Annotated in this window: 18 protein-coding genes and 2 pseudogenes; 8 read left to right on the top strand and 12 right to left on the bottom strand. The window is 38.8% G+C overall.

Annotated elements, in window-relative coordinates; all coding sequences use genetic code 11:
- Positions 1 to 77 precede the first annotated feature (77 nt).
- The 4 genes from urtD to urtA form a co-directional block, all read right to left on the bottom strand.
- Positions 78 to 827, bottom strand: a complete 750-nt coding sequence (gene urtD, locus RS893_RS01470; RefSeq protein WP_315789485.1) for an urea ABC transporter ATP-binding protein UrtD — start codon at positions 825 to 827, stop codon at positions 78 to 80.
- Entirely contained in the window at positions 802 to 1,923 is a 1,122-nt protein-coding gene (urtC, locus tag RS893_RS01465; protein ID WP_315789484.1) for an urea ABC transporter permease subunit UrtC, read from the bottom strand. Before urtC ends, urtD begins: the two co-directional genes overlap by 26 nt.
- A 60-nt stretch (positions 1,924 to 1,983) precedes the next feature.
- On the bottom strand, positions 1,984 to 3,144 hold the full coding sequence (gene urtB, locus RS893_RS01460; protein ID WP_315789483.1) for an urea ABC transporter permease subunit UrtB: 1,161 nt from the start codon (positions 3,142 to 3,144) through the stop codon (positions 1,984 to 1,986).
- A gap of 70 nt (positions 3,145 to 3,214) precedes the next feature.
- Positions 3,215 to 4,525 carry an urea ABC transporter substrate-binding protein gene (gene urtA, locus RS893_RS01455; RefSeq protein WP_315789482.1) on the bottom strand — a complete coding sequence of 437 codons (1,311 nt, stop codon included), beginning with the start codon at positions 4,523 to 4,525 and terminating at the stop codon, positions 3,215 to 3,217.
- Positions 4,526 to 4,664: 139 nt separating this feature from the next.
- Here urtA and RS893_RS01450 point away from each other — a divergent pair.
- Positions 4,665 to 4,920: pseudogene (locus tag RS893_RS01450) on the top strand (IS1 family transposase); the annotation flags it as partial.
- Between the two features lie 151 nt (positions 4,921 to 5,071).
- Here the strand turns inward: RS893_RS01450 and RS893_RS01445 are convergent.
- Both RS893_RS01445 and RS893_RS01440 read right to left on the bottom strand, forming a co-directional pair.
- Positions 5,072 to 6,094: pseudogene (locus tag RS893_RS01445) on the bottom strand (tetratricopeptide repeat protein); the annotation flags it as partial.
- A 140-nt stretch (positions 6,095 to 6,234) separates the two neighbouring features.
- Positions 6,235 to 7,908 carry a fasciclin domain-containing protein gene (locus RS893_RS01440; RefSeq protein ID WP_315789481.1) on the bottom strand — a complete coding sequence of 558 codons (1,674 nt, stop codon included), beginning with the start codon at positions 7,906 to 7,908 and terminating at the stop codon, positions 6,235 to 6,237.
- 1,156 nt (positions 7,909 to 9,064) lie between these two features.
- On the opposite strand from RS893_RS01440, the gene RS893_RS01435 reads away from it, so the two are divergent.
- Positions 9,065 to 9,289, top strand: coding sequence for a DUF4327 family protein (locus RS893_RS01435; RefSeq protein WP_315789480.1), 225 nt, complete (start codon positions 9,065 to 9,067; stop codon positions 9,287 to 9,289).
- A 428-nt stretch (positions 9,290 to 9,717) separates the two neighbouring features.
- Here the strand turns inward: RS893_RS01435 and RS893_RS01430 are convergent, their stop codons facing one another.
- The 3 genes from RS893_RS01430 to RS893_RS01420 form a co-directional block, all read right to left on the bottom strand.
- Complete coding sequence (locus RS893_RS01430) at positions 9,718 to 9,900, bottom strand: hypothetical protein (RefSeq protein ID WP_315789479.1); 183 nt, start codon at positions 9,898 to 9,900, stop codon at positions 9,718 to 9,720.
- A gap of 865 nt (positions 9,901 to 10,765) precedes the next feature.
- On the bottom strand, positions 10,766 to 11,731 hold the full coding sequence (locus RS893_RS01425; protein WP_315789478.1) for a DUF362 domain-containing protein: 966 nt from the start codon (positions 11,729 to 11,731) through the stop codon (positions 10,766 to 10,768).
- Between the two features lie 146 nt (positions 11,732 to 11,877).
- On the bottom strand, positions 11,878 to 13,293 hold the full coding sequence (locus tag RS893_RS01420) for an aspartate ammonia-lyase (protein ID WP_315789477.1): 1,416 nt from the start codon (positions 13,291 to 13,293) through the stop codon (positions 11,878 to 11,880).
- Between the two features lie 153 nt (positions 13,294 to 13,446).
- Between RS893_RS01420 and pgsA the strand changes: the two genes are divergently transcribed.
- Entirely contained in the window at positions 13,447 to 13,959 is a 513-nt protein-coding gene (gene pgsA, locus RS893_RS01415; protein WP_315789475.1) for a CDP-diacylglycerol--glycerol-3-phosphate 3-phosphatidyltransferase, read from the top strand.
- Positions 13,960 to 14,232: 273 nt separating this feature from the next.
- Here the strand turns inward: pgsA and RS893_RS01410 are convergent, their stop codons facing one another.
- Entirely contained in the window at positions 14,233 to 14,583 is a 351-nt protein-coding gene (locus RS893_RS01410) for a DUF86 domain-containing protein (RefSeq protein WP_315789474.1), read from the bottom strand.
- Positions 14,573 to 14,863 (bottom strand): nucleotidyltransferase family protein, encoded by a 291-nt coding sequence (locus RS893_RS01405; protein ID WP_315789473.1) that lies wholly within the window; start codon positions 14,861 to 14,863, stop codon positions 14,573 to 14,575. The genes RS893_RS01410 and RS893_RS01405 overlap by 11 nt, the downstream gene beginning before the upstream one ends.
- A 335-nt stretch (positions 14,864 to 15,198) precedes the next feature.
- On the opposite strand from RS893_RS01405, the gene RS893_RS01400 reads away from it, so the two are divergent.
- Positions 15,199 to 15,828, top strand: a complete 630-nt coding sequence (locus RS893_RS01400; RefSeq protein WP_315789472.1) for a ribonuclease H family protein — start codon at positions 15,199 to 15,201, stop codon at positions 15,826 to 15,828.
- 86 nt (positions 15,829 to 15,914) lie between these two features.
- Here the strand turns inward: RS893_RS01400 and RS893_RS01395 are convergent, their stop codons facing one another.
- Entirely contained in the window at positions 15,915 to 16,850 is a 936-nt protein-coding gene (locus RS893_RS01395; RefSeq protein ID WP_315789470.1) for an NAD-dependent epimerase/dehydratase family protein, read from the bottom strand.
- A 301-nt stretch (positions 16,851 to 17,151) separates the two neighbouring features.
- Between RS893_RS01395 and RS893_RS01390 the strand changes: the two genes are divergently transcribed.
- The 4 genes from RS893_RS01390 (at position 17,152) to RS893_RS01375 (ending at position 21,891) form a co-directional block, all read left to right on the top strand.
- Entirely contained in the window at positions 17,152 to 18,297 is a 1,146-nt protein-coding gene (locus RS893_RS01390) for a glycosyltransferase (RefSeq protein WP_315789469.1), read from the top strand.
- 101 nt (positions 18,298 to 18,398) lie between these two features.
- Positions 18,399 to 19,232, top strand: coding sequence for a sugar transferase (locus tag RS893_RS01385; RefSeq protein ID WP_315791831.1), 834 nt, complete (start codon positions 18,399 to 18,401; stop codon positions 19,230 to 19,232).
- Positions 19,233 to 19,844: 612 nt separating this feature from the next.
- On the top strand, positions 19,845 to 20,924 hold the full coding sequence (gene gmd, locus RS893_RS01380; RefSeq protein ID WP_315789468.1) for a GDP-mannose 4,6-dehydratase: 1,080 nt from the start codon (positions 19,845 to 19,847) through the stop codon (positions 20,922 to 20,924).
- A gap of 22 nt (positions 20,925 to 20,946) precedes the next feature.
- Complete coding sequence (locus RS893_RS01375; RefSeq protein ID WP_315789467.1) at positions 20,947 to 21,891, top strand: GDP-L-fucose synthase; 945 nt, start codon at positions 20,947 to 20,949, stop codon at positions 21,889 to 21,891.
- Positions 21,892 to 21,970: the final 79 nt, after the last annotated feature.

The raw sequence follows: 21,970 nt of genomic DNA, 5'->3' as shown, positions 1-21,970 counted from the left end.
GGTGTTCATCTGTGTGTATTGGTGTTCACTTTTAAAAACACAACTGTTGTCAACGCTTACATTTATATCAAACCCTATCATCCATCTTGCGGTTGTCCCAAATAAACTTCAATCACGCGGGGATCGTTTTGCACTTCTTCGATACTACCTTCACACAACACTGAACCTTGATGGAGAACTGTAACTTTTCTGGCTATTTGGCGCACAAACTCCATATCATGTTCAATCACTAAAATTGAATGATTCTGTGCTAACGCTAAAAGCAATTCTCCGACATTATAAGTTTCTTCATCAGTTAACCCAGCCACAGGTTCATCAACAAGTAATAAATCAGGAGACTGTGCTACCAACATCCCAATTTCTAAACGTTGCTTTTCGCCGTGAGAAAGTAAACCTGCTGGAGTATCTGTCTTATTCCTTAAACCAATTGTTTCTAGTAATCCTTTAATGCTATTTTTTTCAGCAGTACTAGGACGAGCAAACAAAGTAGAAAATACATTTTTATTACGATTACTAGTCAGTTCTAGATTTTCGCGAGGTGTTAAATTAAGGTATATTCGAGGAGTTTGGAATTTGCGACCAATTCCTAAACGCGCAATTTGATGTTCTTTAAGGAAACGGAGATTTTTACCTTTAAATAAAACTCGTCCTTTTGTTGGTTGGACTTTACCTGTGAGTACATCGAGAAATGTTGTTTTACCAGCACCATTTGGGCCAATTACTACTCGTAATTCTCCCACATCCATGCTAAAGTTCAACTGATTTAATGCCTGAAACCCATCAAAAGTAACAGTGAGGTTTTCAGTTTCCAAGATTTTGGCGTTCATTCTGCACTTCGGGGTCTTGTTCTAAGCTGGGATAAGTGGCAATTTGAGAAGGACGTTGTAAAAGAGAAATTTTTTGCTTACGCAACCATCCAACTATGCCATCTGGTAGGACTGTGACGACTATTAAAAATAGCGCTCCTTGGAAAAATAGCCAAATTTCATAAAATTGTTCACTTAAAAAAACACGAGCATAATTAACAAGTAAAGCGCCTAATATTGCTCCTACTAAAGTAGCGCGTCCCCCCACTGCAACCCAAATTACCATTTCAATCGAAAAGGCAATATCCATTGCTCTTGGTGATACAGAACCACTTTGCAAAGTGTAAAATGCTCCTGCAATTCCTGCTATTGTTCCTGAAATAGCAAAAACCAACACTTTAAACTCTGTAGGATTGTAACCAGAAAAACGCACCCGACTTTCATCATCACGAATTGCTATGAGTAACCGACCAAAACGTCCACTTGTCAACCAGCGACAAAGAGCATAGGTAGCAACAAGAAAAAATATTGTGAGAATGTAGAAAACAAACTGCGTTTTGGTATCGCTAACTGTTGCCCCAAATAAAGTCGTAAAATCTATTAACCCATTTGTACCATTAAATAGTTTTTGTTGACCGTTAAAGAAATTGAAAAAAACAATTGTCGCAGCTTGCGTCAAAATCGAAAAATATACTCCCTTGATGCGGTTACGAAACACTAAATATCCTAATAATCCCGCCAAGACTGCGGGAATAACTACCACAGCAACAACCGCAACAGGAAACGAATAAAAAGGTCGCCAAAACCAGGGTAATTCCGTTACTCCGTACAAACCCATAAAATCAGGTAACTCACCTTGGGGAACCTGTAACTTTAGGTGCATTGCGATCGCATATCCACCCAAGCCAAAGAAAATCCCATGTCCCAAACTCAACAATCCCGTATAACCCCAAATTAAATCTATACCTAGAGCCACAATTGCTAGCGATAAAAATCGTCCCAACAAATTCAGCCGAAAGCTAGACAAAACTACAGGCATAATCAAAATCAAGATGAGTGCGATCGCCACCACCACCCCCACCTCAAAAAAAATTAACCTTCTCCCCTTCCTTCTCATAACTTCGCGTCCTTCGCGCCTACCCTTCGGGAACCCGCTTCGCGTGTATCGCGGTTCATTCTAAACATCAACAGTACGACCCTTCTGTGGAAAAATACTAGCAGGCTTCCACTGTAAAAATGCAATAATCAACGCAAACACCATCACCCTCGCCATACTCGTCGTCGCAAAAAACGTAAACAAATCTGCCAAAGGCTGAACAGGAGTCAACAACAAAGCCAAAGTCCCAGAACCAATCAAAAAATTTACCGTCCCAATTGCCAACGCTGCCACAATACTACCTACTAGGTTTCCCACACCACCTACAACCACAACCATAAAAGTATCAATAATGTAGTTTTGCCCTGTATTTGGCCCCACAGAACCGAGTAAACTAATCGCACATCCAGCTACACCAGCTAATCCCGAACCCAGCGCAAAAGTCATCGCATCAACTTTTTGGGTTGGAATACCCAAACAAGCACTCATACTGCGATTTTGGGTGACGGCGCGAATCCTTAATCCCCAATTAGAACGCTGCAAAAATAGGTAAATACCCACCACACAAATCACAGTCAAAGCAATAATAAATAACCTAGCAAAAGGCAACTGCACACCACCCAAAGACATACCTCCTCGTAACCAACTGGGTGCAGTCACATCGACATTTTGAGCGCCAAACCAAGGTTGAGTAACAGCTAATTTATAAGTTGCACTTAAAAAATTACTGACTGCCATTGTCACCCCTAAAGAAAGTAACAAGATTACAGTCATAATCCAATTCCGCACTCGTCCAAAGTTGGTGCGGGAATTCAAAACCCATAAACCACCAAAAAATAATAAACAAAACAGAACAATGCTAATTACTAAAACCCAATTTACGCTGCGAACAAACTGTTGCAAAATTAAACTTACACCCCAAGTTGCCAACAGAGTTTCTAGGGGACGATTGTAGAGATAACGCACTACACCTCGTTCTAGAATTAATCCCACGATTGCTGTTAGTAAAAAAGCAAAAATCAGAGCAAAAAATATATAACTTTCAAACCATAATCCACCGAATTGTTTACTAACATTTTGCACCACAAATGTTGTGTATGCTCCCAACATCATCAACTCGCCATGTGCCATATTAATGACACCCATCAGTCCAAAAACAATGGCAAGACCTAGCGCTGCAATTAGCAATACAGCACCGATACTAATGCCATTAAATATGGCATCTAAAAATCCTGCTAGCACATTTCCCCCAAGAACATCAGTTATCAGTTATCAGTTTTACTGTTCACTGATAACTGTTACCTATTAACTGTTAAACCTTGTATTTACCACCTTTATTCGGATCTGACCAATCACAACCATATCCCTTAGTTTCTTTCACAAATTGATTCCAAGGAATTGGCTCAACTGGTGTAGGAGTAGCATAGACAATATTAAACAAACCATCATCTCTTACTTCACCAATCCGCACAATTTTAGATATGTGATGATTTGCTTCCATTGTGACTTTGCCTTCGGGTGCATTTAGGGTTTGACCGTAGGCTGCGGTGCGTACTTTTGCGATATCAGTAGACTTGGCTTTTTCTACTGCTTGTTTCCATAAATAAACTCCGATATATGCTGCTTCCATGGGGTCATTTGTGACTCGCTCATTACCATATTCTTTTTTAAAAGCTTCGACAAATTTCTTATTTTCTGGAGTATCAACTGTCATGAAGTAGTTCCAAGCAGCGTAGTGTCCTTTAAGGTAATCAACACCGATCGCTTTGACTTCTTCTTCAGCAATACTTACAGACATGCTGGGATATTTATCAGGTGTCAATCCTGCACCTTGCAGTTGTTTGAAGAAAGCGACGTTGCTATCTCCATTCAGAGTATTGAAAATTACGCCACCGTTAGGTAAAGTTTGTTTAATTTTAGTAATAATTGGCGTCACTTCTGTGTTACCCAACGGTAGGTAATCTTCGCCGACTGTCTTACCACCTTGAGCTTGCAATTGCGCCTTAATAATTGTATTAGCTGTGCGGGGAAAAACGTAGTCGGAACCTACCAAGAAGAATTCTTTGCCTTTATTTTTAAGTAGCCAATCAACAGCAGGTTCTATTTGTTGATTGGGAGCAGCACCAGTGTAGAAAATACTATTAGAACATTCTTGACCTTCGTACTGCACCGGATACCAAAGCATATGATTTTTGCTTTCAAATACCGGCTTGACATTCTTGCGGCTAGCAGAAGTCCAACAACCAAAAACGACAGCAACTTTATCTTGATCAATTAGTTTGGTGGCTTTTTCCCTAAAAGTATCCCAGTTGGAAGCACCATCTTCGACAATTGCTTCTATTTTCTTGCCTAAGACTCCTCCAGCAGCGTTTATTTCTTTAATTGCTAGCTTTTCAGCATCAACAACGCTTTTTTCACTGATAGCCATTGTGCCGCTTAAGGAATGTAAAATTCCTACTTTTATTGTGTTTCCATCAGCAGCACTGACAGGAGAAGCCGCAGGTGATGTGCCTGAAGCTGGATTTTCTGCGGTATTATTTGAAGAATTGTTGACACAACCCTTTAATACTAAACTTCCTCCCAAGGAGGCGGAACCGTAGACTATAAACTTACGCCGTCTCATATCTAAATTGTTTTGCCCAAATGAATTAGCTAAAAACTTTTCCAAGCATGTTAGTGTTACATTTAACTAGGAAACAGTCTATTTTGATACTGTTTGTTATCAAAGGTTAATAATCGGTTAAAGTTCCTCGAAGCCTACGCGCTGTTTCTTCTACTTTACGGATGGTTGGAAAGTTATCCGAATCTTCATTGAAGCAGGCGACCATATTGTTAGCAAAACATATTTGACTCGTGTTGAGTGAGAAAATACTCGTCTTCAGCACTACCTGACACGGCTATACCCTAAAACCCTGTGCTACTCCAAGTCAGTCAATAGAGATGTTGATGTTGAAGTGTTCACTTCGCTTGCTGTTCCACTTCAGCAACGCCGAAATTTTTTTTATCGGGACTGTGTGAAAAAATTTATTATTTAGTGACTGATAAATAATATAAAAAAATTAATATCCAAAACTTAGAATTTAAAAATATCCAAAGACTCTTCTATTTCTAAATCTAGAATACTCTCTTTGACTTTTTTATATTTTGCTAAATTACCTTCTGTATAATAAATTGATATAGCTTTCTGAAAATCTGCGATCGCTCCTTGTTTGTCTCCTAAACAACAATGAGCGTTACCACGATTATAATAGGCATCAGCATCATTGGTGTTAATTTTGAGCGTTTCTGTATAATCTGCGATCGCTTTTTCATAAATTCCTAATTGATAATGCACTAAGCCACGTTTATAGTATATATCTGCATCATAAGGATAAAGTTCCAAGGCTTGAGTGTAATTAATGAGCGCAGCATAGTACTGTCCTTTGGCACTGCATTCATCACCCAGTTTTATATAAATTAAGTTTAATTCTTCAGTGGGAGAACTTATATTTTCATTTTTTACTGAATATAAAGAAGATTTTTTTAATAAATGATCGGGTAGTTTGTAAATTGATTCTGACTTCAATGTCTGTTTATCATGATCATTTGTAGAGGATTGCAAATGTTCTAAATACCCACGCAAACCACCACCATAGAGAAATTGTTCTATTCCAAAAGAAATCCTCCCAGTTTTGAGCTTAATCATTTGAGTAGGCAGAAAACCAGCTAAAAACAGGTGATACTCGGATTGCGCCTCATTCACTTCCTCTTAAATCAAAACGCAGACTATTGCTGAATTTTTTTCAACTTCTTCTGCACTAATAGACCATCTGACTTTATCCAAGCTACCGTAACGAGATTTCACTTCGATGCCAATTCCTGGATTACTAGTGATCGTAAAATCTGTTTTACCATCTCCGCCAATTCTTTTTTCGTAATCTACTTCTGTAAGTAAATCAGCTAAGCGTTCTTTAACAACTTCCTCTCCTAATTTTCCTTTTAGGTAGCTGACAAAAACATCACGGACTGGGGATACACGTTTATATTTTTCTGCCATCTGCCAACAAAATTCTCTAAGAATTTTTAATCTTTCTCCAGATATTATTGTTATTTCACTATATTGTCCTTCTGTTTGACAATGCAGCAGACAAACAGATGTTAACCTTTTGATGAAGTCTGATTGAAGCGATCGCAGTAAGTTTATCCCATCCATTGAGATTTCTGTGAATCTTTTGGTCAGGTGATTTTATCTAAGATATCAAAATTAGACTCAATTTCATCAATAAAACCCCGCCCCTAAAATTGAGATTAGGGGCGGGGTTATTTAATCATGGGCAATTCGACAATGATTAATTAGAATCTATAACCGATTCCTAACATAATCCCTACATCTGTATCATCTACAAAAGTAGCATTTACAGCACCTGTCACCATAAATTGGGAAGATAAGGGATAATCTACTCCACCAGTGAGTAGTAAACCAAAATCAGTGTCATCACCAGTACCAATAGCTACACCAGCACCCAGATAAGGAGATATAACAGCATCACTTCCACCTATATCAGTTGGTCGGAAAGCAAAGTCATAGGTAATGGGAACTAGAAAGACAGTATCATCCCCAATTACTGCCCCTGGTCGTACTGAGAAATTGTTTGTGAGACCAAATTTGCTAGTTACTGCAAAGTTACCACTGCCAAGAGCCGTATTACCACCTAAACCAATGTTACCAGCAACAGCAATATAGTTTCTTTTCACTCTAGCAGCAGCACCTTCACCTTCTTTTTGCTCACCTTGTGCCAATTCTGGAGGAATCAAAACTTGGTTGATGACGTGAATAACACCATTGGTAGCTTTAACATTCGGTTGAATAACACTTGCATTGTTGACTGCAATCTGATTATTTGCAGTATCAACTTTTACATTTACTGCTTCATCCTCCAAAGTTTTTACTTCACCAGATGTCAGCTTGTCAGCAGGTAGATCACCAGAAACTACGTGGTATCTCAAAATCTTGATTAATGTTTCTCTGTTTTCTGGTTGCTGTAACTGCTGTAGAACATCTGGAGGTAAAGCTGCAAATGCTTGGTCTGTTGGGGCAAAAATTGTATATGGACCTGGCTGTTTCAAAGCATCTGCTAAACCTGCTGTCCTCAGCAAAGAAGTCAGAGTATTGAAACTACCACTAGCTTCAGCTATAGAAACAATATCACCTGTAGTTTGAGGAGTACCACCTACAATATAATTTGCCGCCGCCACATTGCTAGGTAATGGTTGCACCTGTCCAAGTCTCACCAAAGCTTGATACAAAAGTGCAGCCGCATCCGCCCGCGTTAAGCCTCCTTGTGGATTGAGCGTTCTCACATCAGGATAGTTGACGACAAGATTAGCTTGGGTTGCTGCTGCCACTTGATTAACAGCATAGGACGGGATCTGCCCAGCATCTACGTAGGTGTTAGCAAGAGTTTGTTCTACAGAACCACTGGGAGTTAAATTGAGTCCACTGGCTACAGCAGTAATTGCATCTGCTTTGGAAACCGTTTGATTCGGCCCAAACAAGTTATTGGGATAACCTGACAAAAATCCAGCTTCATAAGCAGCCCTAATTGCAGGTGCTGCCCAATAGTTAGCAGGCACATCTCGAAAGCCTTCTGCTGGTAGCTGCCTCACTGGATTGAGCGTAAAAGCTTTCTGGAACATGGCAGCCAGTTCAGCGCGGGTTACAGGTTGGTCTGGTTTGTATGTACCATCCGGATAACCAACAATTACATTTCTTGCAGCTAAGGCTTGAATAAATGGCACTGCCCAATAATCTGCTGGCACATCAGCAAAGCTAGGAGCCGTAGTAGCTGGTGCAGGTGTCGCATTTGGAACCGCAGGTGTCGAATTTGGGACTGTAGGCGTTGGAGTTGGGGTTGTAACCTGAGCTAATACAGGAGCGGAAATCATCATTGGAGTAGCTGTAGTAGCCGAGACTCCCAAAGCTACTAACGCGCTACTTGTTAATGACCAACCAGATAAACTACGCATGAACACTTCCTCCTCAACAACACATCTCGAAAGTTTATCAAACGGGACTTTTACATTGACTTACATAGAAAAAATACAATCATTCTTGTTTTATTTGTGATGATATCAGTTGATTTTGTAAATGAAAACAGAACTTTTTGTTTTGACTTCTTTCAAAAGTTTTTTACCTCTAATTTCAAACATATCCATCAAAAATAATACTATTATTAGGTATAAATTTTTTCTGGTATTTGTTTGCAAGTATTAAGATGCCTAGCCAATAAGTAGTTTCTTTGTTAGATCAGTTACAAACCATATCATCGATTAATAATGATAAAACTAGAAAGTGATAATGGATTACACCTTCTGTACTAGGCAGTTTGTCTAGTCAATACTTATCCATTTACTAATGATACCTGTTTTTGCGTGTCTGCGTCATATATCAAAAGCTAGGAGTAGATATCTACCCAAAGCGAGGGATGATAGGCTCTAAATGTCTGTTATGCTCCTATATATAAAGCAAATTTATCTTTCTTCCACTAACCACAGTAGAACAGTGGAAAAAATTTGCTGTCTAATTCTAAATTTCTTTTCTATAAGTTCTCAGGCATTCAAAATTTAAGTTAAGTAAAGTTTATTAAGCAATAAGTATATTTTGAATGGCATAATTTTAACCAATAGTGACTCGTTAGTTGAAAAATAAACATATAATAAATTCAACTGCTTTCCAAGTATTTAGTAGGCTGATAGTAGTCTTAGCAGAAGGTAGTATTCATAACAATTTAAGATTTGGTACATGTAAGTTAACAGTATTAAGCAGATACAAGGTAAGCTAACTGCTATGTTTCCCTAGTGTCTTTTATATCACTGAATCCCTTAAGCTTTTTAATTTTTATACCTAAGAGGAATACCCTCTGACAAAGGTAATATAACTAAGATACATAACTTATCTGTCCTAAGAGGTAGAAGAAGTATTATCAAATACAAATTTTCTTAGTTAAGTGCAACTAAACTTAGCAAAAAGTAAAAACTAATTTTCATATTTTTATTGATTTTATTGATAACGCTGCTGAGTTCATAATTAAAACAAAAGTTATAATTTTTTTAGCAATCGTTACCCAATTTTAACTAGTAACGTTAATTACTTTGATTTTATAGATAAATAAGGAGATAATTTATGGTAAATACAGCTGTTATATACAATATAGAGTATATTAGGGAAAAAGCGCTTCAGCTTGTTAACCAGGGACTAATTCAACGTAACCAAACTATTTACGTGTTATGTAAATATATTCCTTACCGTGATTGGTTATTTGTAGAGCTTGAGTTGGAAAGAAACGAATTTTTGCTCAGAGACTGCATCATTGATTTGCTAAGTCGTGAAAAGTGGTCAGAAGGCTAAATAATTGATTAAAATATAATTTTTATCAGCGAATGAAAACGTAAAAGCATTTAGAACTGATATTTAGTAAACATAACTCTCTTTGATTTTGCGATCGCCTTGATTTATTAAAAAATCTGATCATTTAATTCCAGTTAGAAATTAGAGAATTTGGACTATTGCTAAATAGTCCAGATTCTTTGCTATCAACTAACCTAAGTAAGTCGGCACAAATTAAAGCTAACTAGTTGGGGTCGTCATTTGTCATTGATCATTAGTAAGGATTTTAGGCTTGTTTACTTTCCGTAACATAGTTAGGTTTATTCCCGCCGATCTACTTACTAGCTGTAACTCACAAAGTAAACATCATCTATGCTTAATCTAAGCTTAATCTAGTAGCTATGTATCTGAGTTGTTCAAAATTGTTTCTAATTCATTTCCAGTATTTTCTACTTCTGTTTGAGGTTGTAAGTGAGAGATGGCTGGGTATTGGGAATATTAGCGGAAGAGTAATTAGCAATAACTAACAAAGGTAAGGTCAGGGTTACCAAACCAATCACAGTTCCGATAATGTCTGCCAAACGATGGGGGGGTACGTTGGTTGAACTGGCAGACTCGCTGTTTGAATTCATAAAAAGTTTGTTTGATTACCTGATTTTGCATTTAGACTCTTTTGTCTAAGTCTAACTACTATTTTAGCTACTTTTTAACCGTAATTTTTTTAATCGTCAAGCACTGCATTTATTTGAGCAACTCCTTGCTCATCTTCTGTATATGCAAAACATGATACTAAATTTTAGATGAGCAGAAATTTGCATAATTGTGTAATTATTATTGCTTGACTTGGTTGTTAAATTATATCATTTTTATATTGGGTATTTGGTAAAATTATAGCATAAAAAAGTACATTTATCAATATTATTAAAGTAAAACTCCGTAACAAAAAATACATTTTGGGGTAAGTTTAGCCCTACAAAAGGATAAAAAATCTAACTTTTTATATTTTCTTTATAGATTTTTATTTTGTAACATTTACTGATATTTATACCGTAGCAACACTGAATATATATTTCAATTTTTTAGATTAGTAAGTACTAGTACTGAAGACTTTCGACAAGTGAGAAGCGTTTTTGAGAGCAAACACTTTAATCCACAAATTTACGCTCAATATATATGAGGATAATGTTTAATATTTAGTAACTTCAATCAGTGATTGTACTCAAAAAATTTAATCTCATCGAAAGTTCCAAACGTTTATTTTTTCTTGTCTATTTTGTCAATCTATAAATAGGTAGATAATAAGTATTTCATGCTCAAGCAACTAAATATATCTCAAGCACAAGTTAGCATGATTGTTAGCAATTAGATTAGGAAAAACATGAAATTAAAAAAACCGCCACTAGTAGAGTAGGGCGGTCTGGTTAAGCAATCGGAGGGTATTTTCAGCTTACTGTGTCAGTTTTGAAATTGCTGTAGCAGAGTTTGCACTTGCTGTAGTTAACATCTAACGTAAGCGCTGATTGGTTCTTTAATAAACTTGATGTAGAGGTGTTTGAACGTAGACTTAATTACGCGAGGCATTCCAAAATCAATGGGAACAAACTTATCTGGTAATCGCCAATCATCTATCCGTAGTGATTCAGGATCTAAATGAGGATAGTGGATAGCGTTAAGGTTTGGACACACTCCCAGACGCATAGATGCAGCAACAGTAGGTACTTCTCTGGCTGGGACATCAAGTATCTCTACCATCGCTCGATCTAAAGCAAATACATCTGGTGATGCGCCTAAAATACCCAAAGAACGAGGTTCACCGCCACTAGGACCATTGCCTTCATGACCGATAATACCGTCTAATATAGTTAAATTCGGGTTAATTGCTCTAGCAGTTTCTACTAACATTTCCCCGAACCTATTAGCATCTTTTCCTGCTTCCATATGCCACCAAGCTTTCATTTTGCCAGGAACGCAACCAAACAAGTTTTTTACACCCAAGGTAAGCACTAATTGAACATGAGATTTGACTTTGGGTAGATTAATTACTACATCTGCTTCCATTGCTTCTTTGGAGAGTAGCAGATGGTTAAACTGCTGACTAACTGTTTGATAACGAACCCCATGAAAATCAATGATTGGAAGATTAAGTTGTTCTAAAATCTGTTGATAGCCATTAGCAACGGCAACTCCCCTGGCGCTACCAAAAGCAGGACTATCACCTAAAAATGCTTTACCGCCAGCTTCAATCACCATCTGTGCTACTACATAAACTAATTGCGATCGCGTGGTACACTCTTTGCCAGGACGTGCGCCTGTGAGCAAATTGGGTTTAAGTAAAACGCGATTCCCTGGTTTCACAAACGCCGCCATTCCTCCGAATGGTTCTAGCAGTGTTTCTAAAGAATCTCTTAAAATATCTGGTTCGTAAGAATTAGCTCGAATGAAACTAACGGTTGGTGTTTGCATATTTGTTAGTGGTTAGTGGTTAGTGGGTACAGACGCGATGTTCCTCGCGTCTGTACATTAGTGGTTAGTGGTTGATGGATTGGTTAATCGCTAATTCTCAAGCAACTACTAACTACTATCTACTATCTACTAACTACTAACAATTGCTATTCAAGGGGTACAATTTGGCTCATTTGTTCCAGATTTAGAACTTTAGCTAACTCTGCTTCACTCATTAGTCCTTTTTCTAAAACAATTTGTCGTAAGGATTTGCCTGTTTCTAAAGATTCTTTTGCCACAGCTGCGGCATTCAAATAACCAATGTGGGTATTTAAAGCTGTTACTAAAGCTAAACTACTTTCTGCATATGCCAAACAACGTTCCCGGTTGGCAGTAATTCCTTGAATGCAGCGTTGTGTGAGTGCAACAATGGTGTTACCGAGAATTTCGATACTATGAATCAAGTTATAGGCAATCAGTGGCATCATCACATTCAATTCTAATTGTCCTGCTTGGGCCGCCAGTGCGATCGCACTGTCGTAACCCATCACCTGAAAACATACCATTGATGTCATCTCTGCCATCACAGGGTTATACTTGCCTGGCATAATCGAAGAACCAGGTTGTACTGGTGGGAGTTGAATTTCTTTTAAACCAGTTTTTGGCCCAGAGTCCATCAATCGCAAGTCATGAGAGATTTTTACTAAATCTTGCGCTAAGTTACGTAATGCACCAGAAACATTGACAAATGATGCCATACTCTGCATTGCCGCCATCAGATGAGAGGCAGGTTGTAGTGGGGTATTAATCAGTTCTGCCAAAGTAGATACTACAAGGGCGCGATATTGGGGATGGGTGTTCAACCCCGTACCCGCCGCACTACCACCCAAACCCAGCACCATCAAATCCCCACTAGCAGTGTAAATTCGGTTTTGATGTTCTGTTAGAATGTGCGCCCAAGCGCGGAAATTTTCACCCAACCGCACTGGTACAGCATCTTGCATGTGAGTTCTACCAGAACGAACGATATCTTGAAACTCTACTGCTTTTGCCTCCAAAGTTGCTATAGCCCCCTCCAAAGCTGGGTGCAGTGTTCTAGACAACGCCAATAAACCACCAATCCGAATTGCTGTGGGAATCACATCATTAGTAGACTGCCCGTAGTTAACATGATCATTAGGGCTGATACGCTTGTAGTTTCCTTTCTCATCGCCAAGAATTTCTAAAGCCCGATTTGCTAATACTTCATTCACATTCATGTGATGGGAAGTACCAGCACCCGCTTGATAAACATCTACCACAAACTGATCACGGAATCTGCCAGCTAAAACTTCATCCGCAGCTTGGACTATTGCCTGAGTAATGTCTTGGGGAATACAACCCAGTTCACCATTCACTATCGCAGTAGCTTTTTTTATTAAAATACAAGCATCTACGTAAGTAGATAAAGGCTTAATGCCGCTAATGGGGAAGTTTTCTGTAGCGCGTACGGTTTGAATGCCGTAGTAAACGCTACTATAAATTTCGCGATCGCCCATTGAATCGCGTTCTATTCTAGATTGAGAATTTTTTTGTTGAGTCATAGTAATTTTGGATTTTAGATTTTAGATTGACTATAGTTGCTTGCAAACTAGTTAATCTAACAATTAACAACCTAAAATTAAATATTATTTATTGGTCTCACCACAAACTAATTAATCTATCAAATAAATCTAAAATCCAAAATCTAAAATTTCATGACTTTACCTAATTGGATTACCTTTTCCCGCCTTTTAGGCTTGCCATTCCTACTTTACGGCTTACATAACCCCACACCAACAGCTAGGTGGGTGTGTTTAGCAATTTTCCTGGTCGCAGCCGGTACTGATTGGCTAGATGGCTACTTAGCACGCAAACTCAACCAAATTAGCGACTTAGGTAAATTTCTTGACCCCCTAGTCGATAAATTGTTGGTACTTGCTCCACTACTAGTATTAATTGAATTAGGACAGGTTCCAGCTTGGGGAGTATTTTTGATACTAGCACGGGAGTTAGCGATCGCTGGTTGGCGTGTCAATCAAACTACAATTACCGGAGCAAATATTTGGGGTAAACTTAAAACTGTTAGCCAAATAATTGCGATCGCTCTTTTAATAGCACCTTTACCAGAAATTTGGCAAATTCCCTCCCTAATTGCTTTTTGGATTTCTGTTACCCTCACTATAATTTCTGGGACAATTTATCTTTTACCGCAAACAAATAGTCATTAAAAGTCAATATGCTTTCTACTTTAATATCTGCGGAATGTGAGTTTGAAAAATAGTTATACAGTAATTAAGGCAAAAAGCCTACAACTGCGACCCCCAAAATCTTGCACCGTATTTAACAACCCTACGTTTCATTTAATTCTTGAAAATAAGAGCGATCCCTACAAACAGATCCCCCAGATCCCCGACTTCTTTGCAAAGTTTGCTTTGCAAAGCCAGATGATTGGCTAGAAGTCGGGGATCTTAAACGCCATGCGATCGCCCTTGTTTTTCTCCTCAATTAAAATCCAAATCTGTATCTAACAACTGCTTTACTTGTAGCTGTAAAGATGGTATTTTACTTTGCACAATATCCCAAATAATCTCGTCTTCCACTTGGAAATAGGTATGAGCAAGAATATCCCGTAAACCAGCAATTTTACGCCACTCTATTTCAGGATAATGATTACGCATATCTTGGGGAACATTTTTCACAGCTTCCCCAATCACTAAAAGATTAAAAATTACAGCATCAAAAGTACGTTCATCTGCAATAAAATCTTCAAAAGTCATACCTTGAGCATAATGCAGTATTTTCGTACAACTTGAAACAATATCTTCTAAATACAATCTGATATTACGTGACATAGATTGCTTCTTGCTCTATAGTTTCACGAATTTGTGGCTTGAGAGCTTTCCAAGTCACCAAATCTACACGAGTTCCCAACTGCTCCTCTAAATATAATTTCACATCCATATAGCGGTCAAAAGTTATCGGTGGTTCTAAATCAACCAAAATATCTACATCGCTATCACCTTGAGCTTCATCTCTAGCTACAGAACCAAATAAAGCTAGGGAATGAACACCTAAATCTTTCAAATTTGTCTGGAGATTTCTGAGAGTAGAAATTACCTGATCTCTTTTCATACAACTACACGCAAAATTGTATTTTCACTAATTATTCTCTCAGTAGCTAGTTACAATAATAATTATACAGTAATTAAAGCAAAAAACCTACAACAGCGACCTGACATAATCTCGCACCGTATTTAACAACCCTACGTTTCATTTAATCCTTGAAAATAAGAGCGTTCACTTAATATCTTGACTCAGAAACTATTTATAAAGTAAATCTTAACTTTGTAGTATCATGACTTGTTGAGAATGGAGCAAGATTTTAGTTCAGCCATATTGTTTAAAAAGTAGAGAATTTAGGAAAACCTGTTCTTGGAAGTGCAAGGTGAAATAATAGGTGAAAAGATATGTATTATATAGTCTTAAAAGGCAGGAAGACAGGGATATTTACAAGTTGGACAGAATGCGAAGAGCAAATCAAAGGTTACAGTAGCGCAGTATATAAGTCTTTCAAAACTATAGTCGAAGCGGAAGCAGCATTAAAACTCACTGATCAGGCTTTAATTTTCCCAACTGAACAAAAGGGGGTAAAGTGGCAGGAAGCAAAAGAAAAAATTGCGCCTGCGAGTGAATTAATCATGGACAGTGTTTGCGTTGATGCCTCATGTATTGGTAATCCTGGCGATGTTGAATACAGAGGTCTGTATACAGCAACACGTGAATTAATTTTTCACAAGCGCTCAATGCCAAATGGTACGAATAATCTTGGAGAATTTCTGGCTATTGTTCATGCTCTTGCATATCTCAAGAATCAAGGAACAGGTATACCTGTTTATTCGGATTCAAAGACAGCTATTCTTTGGGTCAAAAACAAAAAAGTGCGGACGAAATTGGAACGAGGTGAAGATAATCAAGAGATATTCAACCTAACTGAAAGAGCATTAAAGTGGTTAGAAAATAACGAATACAGCAATCTTGTTTTGAAGTGGAATACCCCATGTTGGGGTGAGATTCCCGCAGATTTTGGTCGAAAGTAGAACTTAGTGTCTTGCTATCTTGGTGGTTCAAAATAGAGTGTTATTGAACCACAAAGACACAAAGACACTAAGCTTTTACAACTGTGCTAAACAGATTGGAGTATTTCTTCATCCACAGAAAAATCAATTTCTGCCTTGTTTCGTCCTGACATCAAATAATCATTCTCGAAGGAGTCTTGCAGTCCAGAAATTAGATCATATTCAGGTTGCCAATCTAATTCTGCCATCGCTTTATTTACTGAAGCAAAAAAGTGCTGTGTTCTTAAAGGAAAAGCTTTACGCTTGCCAAAATCAAACTTTTTCGGATCGTAATGGATAATTTTAATTTCATCCGGCGATTTGCCAGCCGCCACAGCACAAGCACAGGCTAAACCATCAAAAGTGACAAAGCGATCGCCTGAAACATTATAAATTTGTCTGAGTGCTTGAGAATTGCCCAAAACTTTGGTCATTGCCGTTGCTAAGTCTTTGACATGACCTAGTTGGGTAATATGTAAACCATTTCCAGGAATAGGAATTGGGCGATCGCGCACAATCCTATCAAAAAACCAAGCTTCCAAATCGTTATAGTTCTTTGGCCCATAAATATAGGTGGGACGAATAGAGGTAAAGGGAATTCCTTGTTGTGTCAGGTAAGCTTCTGTTTCATGCTTACCTTTGTGGCGACTTTTCGGATCAACTGCATCACCTTCAATATGAGGCATTTGGTCTGATTTGAGGTATACTCCAGCAGAACTCATGTAGATAAATTTTTGCACGCGGTCTTGAAAAATTTCTACAAGTGGTTGAGTATCAGTAAGTTCCCGCCCGTTATTATCAAAAATGGCATCAAAATTCTCTTTAGAAAGTTTTTCTTTTAATTGGGTGGCGTCAGTGCGATCGCCTGTAATTTGTCCTACACCCTCAACTGGTAGCGGACGATTCCCACGATTGAAAAGTACTACCTCCTGTCCTTGCTGTACCAGCACTTGAGTCAGGTAGACGCCAATGAATCGAGTACCACCCACAATTAGAATTCGCATAAATCCCCAATTTTTATGTCAGTTGTCATTCTGGGGGCTAGGAACTAGGGATAAGGAGGAGAAGGGAGACAAGGAAGACAAGGAAGAATTTCTCCCTTGTCTCCCCCTTCCCCCTTGTCTGCCTTGTCTTCTCACAATTCCTATCCCCAATTTGAGGTTATCAGCTTGTGGAACCTATTTTGAGAAGATAACATCTTTAATTGAATATGGGGCATTTCCCATTTTCAATTACAACGGGAAACTTTTCAGTTAACCTCATAATTTACGTGTGTTGTTTTCTACCTACTAATTAAAGTTAGCTGTGCCCTTGAAATATGCTTTAGTGCATGAGTGGCTAACACCCAAAGCCACAGGCGGTTCAGAACTGGTTGTGCAGGAAATTCTGAACTTTATTGATGCGGACTTATATGCCCTCATCGATTTTGAATCTCGTAACCCAGAAAGTTATTTATATAAACGTCAGATTGGCACGACGTTTCTCCAAAACTTCCCTTTTGCCCAAAAAGGTATACAAAAATACCTACCTTTTTTGCCTTTAGCAATTGAACAACTCGATTTACGCGGGTATGATGTTGTTCTTTCTTCATCCCATGCTGTTGCTAAAGGAGTTCTAACTTCTCCTGAACAATTACATATTTGCTATTGCCATAGTCCCATGCGCTACGCTTGGGACTTAACGTTTGATTATCTGCGTCAAAGCAAACTCGGTAATGGTTTACCCGGTTGGATGACGCGATATTTATTACATAGATTACGTATGTGGGACGTGCTGAGTGCGAATCGTGTTGATTATTTTATTGCTAATTCTCAACATACAGCTCGCCGAATTTGGCGTTGCTACCGACGGGAAGCAACTGTTATTTATCCACCTGTGAATATTGAAAATTTTTCTTTTTCTCCTGACAAACAAGACTTCTATGTAACTGTTTCCCGATTGGTTAGTTATAAACAAGTATCTCTAATAGTCAGGGCTTTCAACCAAATGCAAAAAAAATTAGTAGTAATAGGCACAGGTCCAGAAATGAAAAAAATTCGTAAAACAGCAAATTCAAATATAGAAATTCTTGGATGGCAGCCTGATGAGGTTGTCAAAAAATATATGGCTCATGCTAAAGGTTTTGTATATGCAGCTTGTGAAGATTTTGGCATTGCCTTATTAGAAGCACAAGCTTGTGGTACACCAGTGATTGCCTATGGCGCTGGTGGCGCTCAAGAAACAGTACGGGATATCCGCATCTGGGGAGAAACAGGAACGGGTATATTGTTTGAGGAACAAAAAGAAGCATCCTTAATTGGAGCTATAGATACTTTAGAAGCCTCTTACAGCAAATTTAATCCCGAATATGTTCACTCACACGCCGCTCAGTTTAAAAGGCAAATATTTGCCCAGCGTTACTTAGAATTTTTACAGACGTGCATCGAAAAAAAATTCTCCAAATGTATGTGAGGTTTGATTTTTGCAGAAGCTTTTGGAAAATTGCTCCCAGAAGCACCTGCGTTTAGCTTTAAGATTGGGACTATGTGTGGTGTGGATTATTAAGGAGTATGATGACTGCCCAGAGCTCACTCCTCTCCGGTAAGCGCTCACGTAGCGCATCCGGGACGGGGCGTTCTTTCACAGACAGCCCCTCTTTGCCTGAAAGACGTTCACCATCTGGTGAAACCAGATTAACGTTGATTGGGCGATCGCGTACGTTCTTAAAACGCGGTCAACCAGTAAAGACGCCTAGAGTTAAACCTAGAGGTCTGTCTTTTCAGGCTCTAAACGGAGAGTTTGCTAAACGACTATTTGATATTGTCTTTTCGCTTTCTGTATTAATTTTGTTCTCTCCCGTTTATTTAATCTTGGCCTTATTGATTGCTTTAAGCTCAGAAGGCCCCATTTTTTATGTCCAAGAACGGGTTGGTAAAAATTACAAGCCTTTCAATTGTATAAAATTCCGCACAATGGTGACAAATGCTGACGAAATTCTCATGCAAATAATGGATACATCGCCAGAGTTGCGGCAAGAGTTTGAAAACAATTTCAAGCTCAAACATGACCCTCGAATTACAACGATCGGTAAATTTTTACGAATTACCAGTTTGGACGAATTTCCTCAATTTTGGAACGTTCTCAAAGGGGATATGAGCGTTGTTGGGCCACGACCATTAGTCGCGGAAGAATTACCAAAATATGGTTATTACATTGATCAGATTTTAACTATTCGACCCGGAATAACTGGATTATGGCAAGTCTCTGGTCGCAATGACATCCCTTACCCTCGACGAGTCCAAATAGACCTGCATTATGTGAAATTTAGGAACTTTTGGCTCGATCTATGGATAGTTTTGAAAACGATTCGTGTGGTAATCATGCCCAAAGATAACGGAGCTTACTGAAAAATTAGCACACCCTGATTTTGTGGGGCAGTTAATGCCCCAAATGCAAAATAAAGTTTACTCATACCAATTTTTGATTTGAGATTTTGCGAAAAGTTTGTAGACGCGCTTTGCGCATCTACAAAGCAGCGTCACGGAGGGAACTTCAAAGCTTTTAAAGACGGATTTTAGATTGGGAGTCTTTGATAAAAGGCTATTCCCGGAATTTCAAACAATAGTAACTGTCACAATTTGATTTTAGAGAAAAACTTGGATTTAAAAATAGGATAGTTTATATTTATAATTGGAAATAAATATTCCATCATAAAATCAATGTAGTTTTTACTTGGAATTGTCTCTATTATTTCCACTTTATAAATTCTTCACAATTGCAAAAATATATAAATTTTTAGTAAAAAATTTTAGAAAAAATAGATATGATCAAGGAATTTTATCAGTTTTGATTACAAAAGTACCTGAAAATAATTTAGAATCAGCATATTTACTGAGGTTAACTAACATAGAAGCAAGGAAACTCGTAGGTTTCCCATTGGGCAATTAAGCAAATTATTGCTAAGTTGTACCAGGTCGCCTGTATCAATAATCATCAGAAACGACAAGGGATAATTGAGCATGACGCAACAAAAGCGAGCGTTGATTACTGGTATTACCGGTCAAGATGGTTCCTACCTAAGTGAATTTTTACTCGAACAAGGTTATGAAGTTCATGGCATTATTCGCCGGACTTCCACCTTCAACACAGACCGCATCGATCATATTTATGAAGACCCTCATAAAGAGGGAGTGCGGCTATTTCTTCACTACGGGGATCTCACAGACGGTACTACACTACGCCGCATCCTAGAAGAAGTCCAGCCAACAGAAATTTATAATTTGGGCGCTCAATCCCATGTAAGGGTCAGCTTTGATGCACCAGAGTATACAGTTGATGCAGTGGGAATGGGAACACTGCGTCTTTTGGAAGCAATCCGCGACTACCAAGGCCGTACAGGTATTCAGGTGCGCTTCTACCAGGCTGGCTCTTCAGAAATGTTTGGTTTGGTACAAGAAGTACCCCAAAAGGAAACTACGCCTTTTTACCCCCGCAGTCCCTATGCCTGTGCCAAGGTTTATGCCCACTGGCAAACGGTAAACTACCGGGAATCTTACGGCTTATTTGCATGTAATGGTATTCTTTTTAACCATGAGTCACCTAGAAGGGGTGAAACCTTTGTCACACGTAAAATAACAATGGCAGTGGCCCGCATTTTTGCTGGTAGACAGAAAAAATTATATATGGGTAATCTAGATGCCAAGCGGGATTGGGGTTATGCCAAAGATTACGTCAAAGCAATGTGGATGATGTTGCAGCAAGACGAACCTGACGACTATGTAATTGCCACTGGTGAAACTCACACAGTACGGGAGTTCCTGGAACTGGCGTTTGGTTATGTAAATCTCAATTGGCAAGATTATGTGGAATTTGATCCACGCTATCTCCGCCCAGCAGAAGTAGACTTGTTGATAGGTGATCCGACAAAAGCGCAACAAAAATTGGGCTGGAAACCTTCAGTAACATTCGATGAACTAGTTTCCTTAATGGTGGAAGCAGACTTACAAGCTTTAGGTTTAACTTCTCCCAACGGGAAATTAGCAAACGCAATTATGGATAATGCCATGATTCGGCAAGAAGTAGGGGTGCTGCATCTGTGAACAAGATCCACGAGGACAAAAGATGAATGCCTTGGAACTCAAAGATAAACGCATTCTTGTAACTGGAGGTACTGGTTTTCTAGGACGTCAGGTAGTAAACCAGTTATATAAAGCTGGAGCTAATCCAGAAAAAATTACATTACCGCGATCGCGTGATTGTGATTTACGCCTGATGGAAAACTGCCAGCGTGCAGTTGATCAACAAGATATTGTCATTCACTTAGCAGCCCATGTCGGCGGTATTGGTCTTAACCGAGAAAAACCTGCCGAGTTATTTTACGACAACTTGATGATGGGAACCCAGCTCATTCATGCTGCCTATCAAGCTGGCGTAGAAAAATTCGTTTGCGTGGGTACTATTTGTGCCTATCCCAAATTTACTCCAGTACCATTCAAAGAAGATGACCTATGGAATGGCTATCCAGAGGAAACTAATGCCCCCTATGGCGTAGCCAAAAAAGCCCTTTTAGTCCAACTGCAAGCTTATCGCCAACAGTATGGCTTTAACGGCATTTATCTTTTGCCTGTGAATTTGTATGGCCCAGAAGATAACTTTGATCCCAGAAGTTCCCATGTTATCCCAGCCTTAATTCGTAAAGTTTACGAAGCCCAAATTAAGGGAGAAAAGCAAATCCCCGTTTGGGGTGATGGTAGTCCTACCCGCGAGTTTCTCTATTCGGAAGATGCAGCGCGGGGTATTGTTATGGGTACGCAATACTATAACGACTCAGAACCCGTGAACCTGGGAACTGGTTACGAAATCTCGATTAGTGACTTGATTAACTTAATTTGTGAATTGATGGGGTACGAGGGTGAAATTGTTTGGGAAACCGACAAACCTAACGGTCAACCCCGCCGTTGTTTAGATACCGAAAGGGCAAAACAAGCCTTTGGTTTTACTGCCCAGGTGGACTTTAAGCAAGGGTTGAAAAATACTATTGAATGGTGGCGTCAAAACGCGGCGTAAGTTAAGTCTGAGTTGAATTAAGCATAATAGAACCACAAAGACACCAAGACACAAAGAACGTTATTTGGTGTCTTTATGG

Source organism: Fischerella sp. JS2, from assembly GCF_032393985.1.
Taxonomy (GTDB): domain Bacteria; phylum Cyanobacteriota; class Cyanobacteriia; order Cyanobacteriales; family Nostocaceae; genus Fischerella.
This window is presented reverse-complemented; position numbering and strand designations above follow the sequence as displayed.

Excerpts from the sequence above, each read along its gene's own strand:
- RS893_RS01430 (WP_315789479.1), bottom strand. The coding sequence starts at position 9,900 with ATGAATTCAAACAGCGAGTCTGCCAGTTCAACCAACGTACCCCCCCAT.
- RS893_RS01395 (WP_315789470.1), bottom strand. The coding sequence starts at position 16,850 with ATGCGAATTCTAATTGTGGGTGGTACTCGATTCATTGGCGTCTACCTG.
- gmd (WP_315789468.1), top strand. The coding sequence starts at position 19,845 with ATGACGCAACAAAAGCGAGCGTTGATTACTGGTATTACCGGTCAAGAT.
- urtA (WP_315789482.1), bottom strand. The coding sequence starts at position 4,525 with ATGAGACGGCGTAAGTTTATAGTCTACGGTTCCGCCTCCTTGGGAGGA.
- urtC (WP_315789484.1), bottom strand. The coding sequence starts at position 1,923 with ATGAGAAGGAAGGGGAGAAGGTTAATTTTTTTTGAGGTGGGGGTGGTG.
- RS893_RS01420 (WP_315789477.1), bottom strand. The coding sequence starts at position 13,293 with ATGACTCAACAAAAAAATTCTCAATCTAGAATAGAACGCGATTCAATG.
- RS893_RS01440 (WP_315789481.1), bottom strand. The coding sequence starts at position 7,908 with ATGCGTAGTTTATCTGGTTGGTCATTAACAAGTAGCGCGTTAGTAGCT.
- RS893_RS01405 (WP_315789473.1), bottom strand. The coding sequence starts at position 14,863 with ATGAAAAGAGATCAGGTAATTTCTACTCTCAGAAATCTCCAGACAAAT.
- RS893_RS01385 (WP_315791831.1), top strand. The coding sequence starts at position 18,399 with ATGACTGCCCAGAGCTCACTCCTCTCCGGTAAGCGCTCACGTAGCGCA.
- RS893_RS01435 (WP_315789480.1), top strand. The coding sequence starts at position 9,065 with ATGGTAAATACAGCTGTTATATACAATATAGAGTATATTAGGGAAAAA.
- RS893_RS01425 (WP_315789478.1), bottom strand. The coding sequence starts at position 11,731 with ATGCAAACACCAACCGTTAGTTTCATTCGAGCTAATTCTTACGAACCA.
- RS893_RS01410 (WP_315789474.1), bottom strand. The coding sequence starts at position 14,583 with ATGTCACGTAATATCAGATTGTATTTAGAAGATATTGTTTCAAGTTGT.
- urtD (WP_315789485.1), bottom strand. The coding sequence starts at position 827 with ATGAACGCCAAAATCTTGGAAACTGAAAACCTCACTGTTACTTTTGAT.
- RS893_RS01375 (WP_315789467.1), top strand. The coding sequence starts at position 20,947 with ATGAATGCCTTGGAACTCAAAGATAAACGCATTCTTGTAACTGGAGGT.
- RS893_RS01400 (WP_315789472.1), top strand. The coding sequence starts at position 15,199 with ATGTATTATATAGTCTTAAAAGGCAGGAAGACAGGGATATTTACAAGT.
- pgsA (WP_315789475.1), top strand. The coding sequence starts at position 13,447 with ATGACTTTACCTAATTGGATTACCTTTTCCCGCCTTTTAGGCTTGCCA.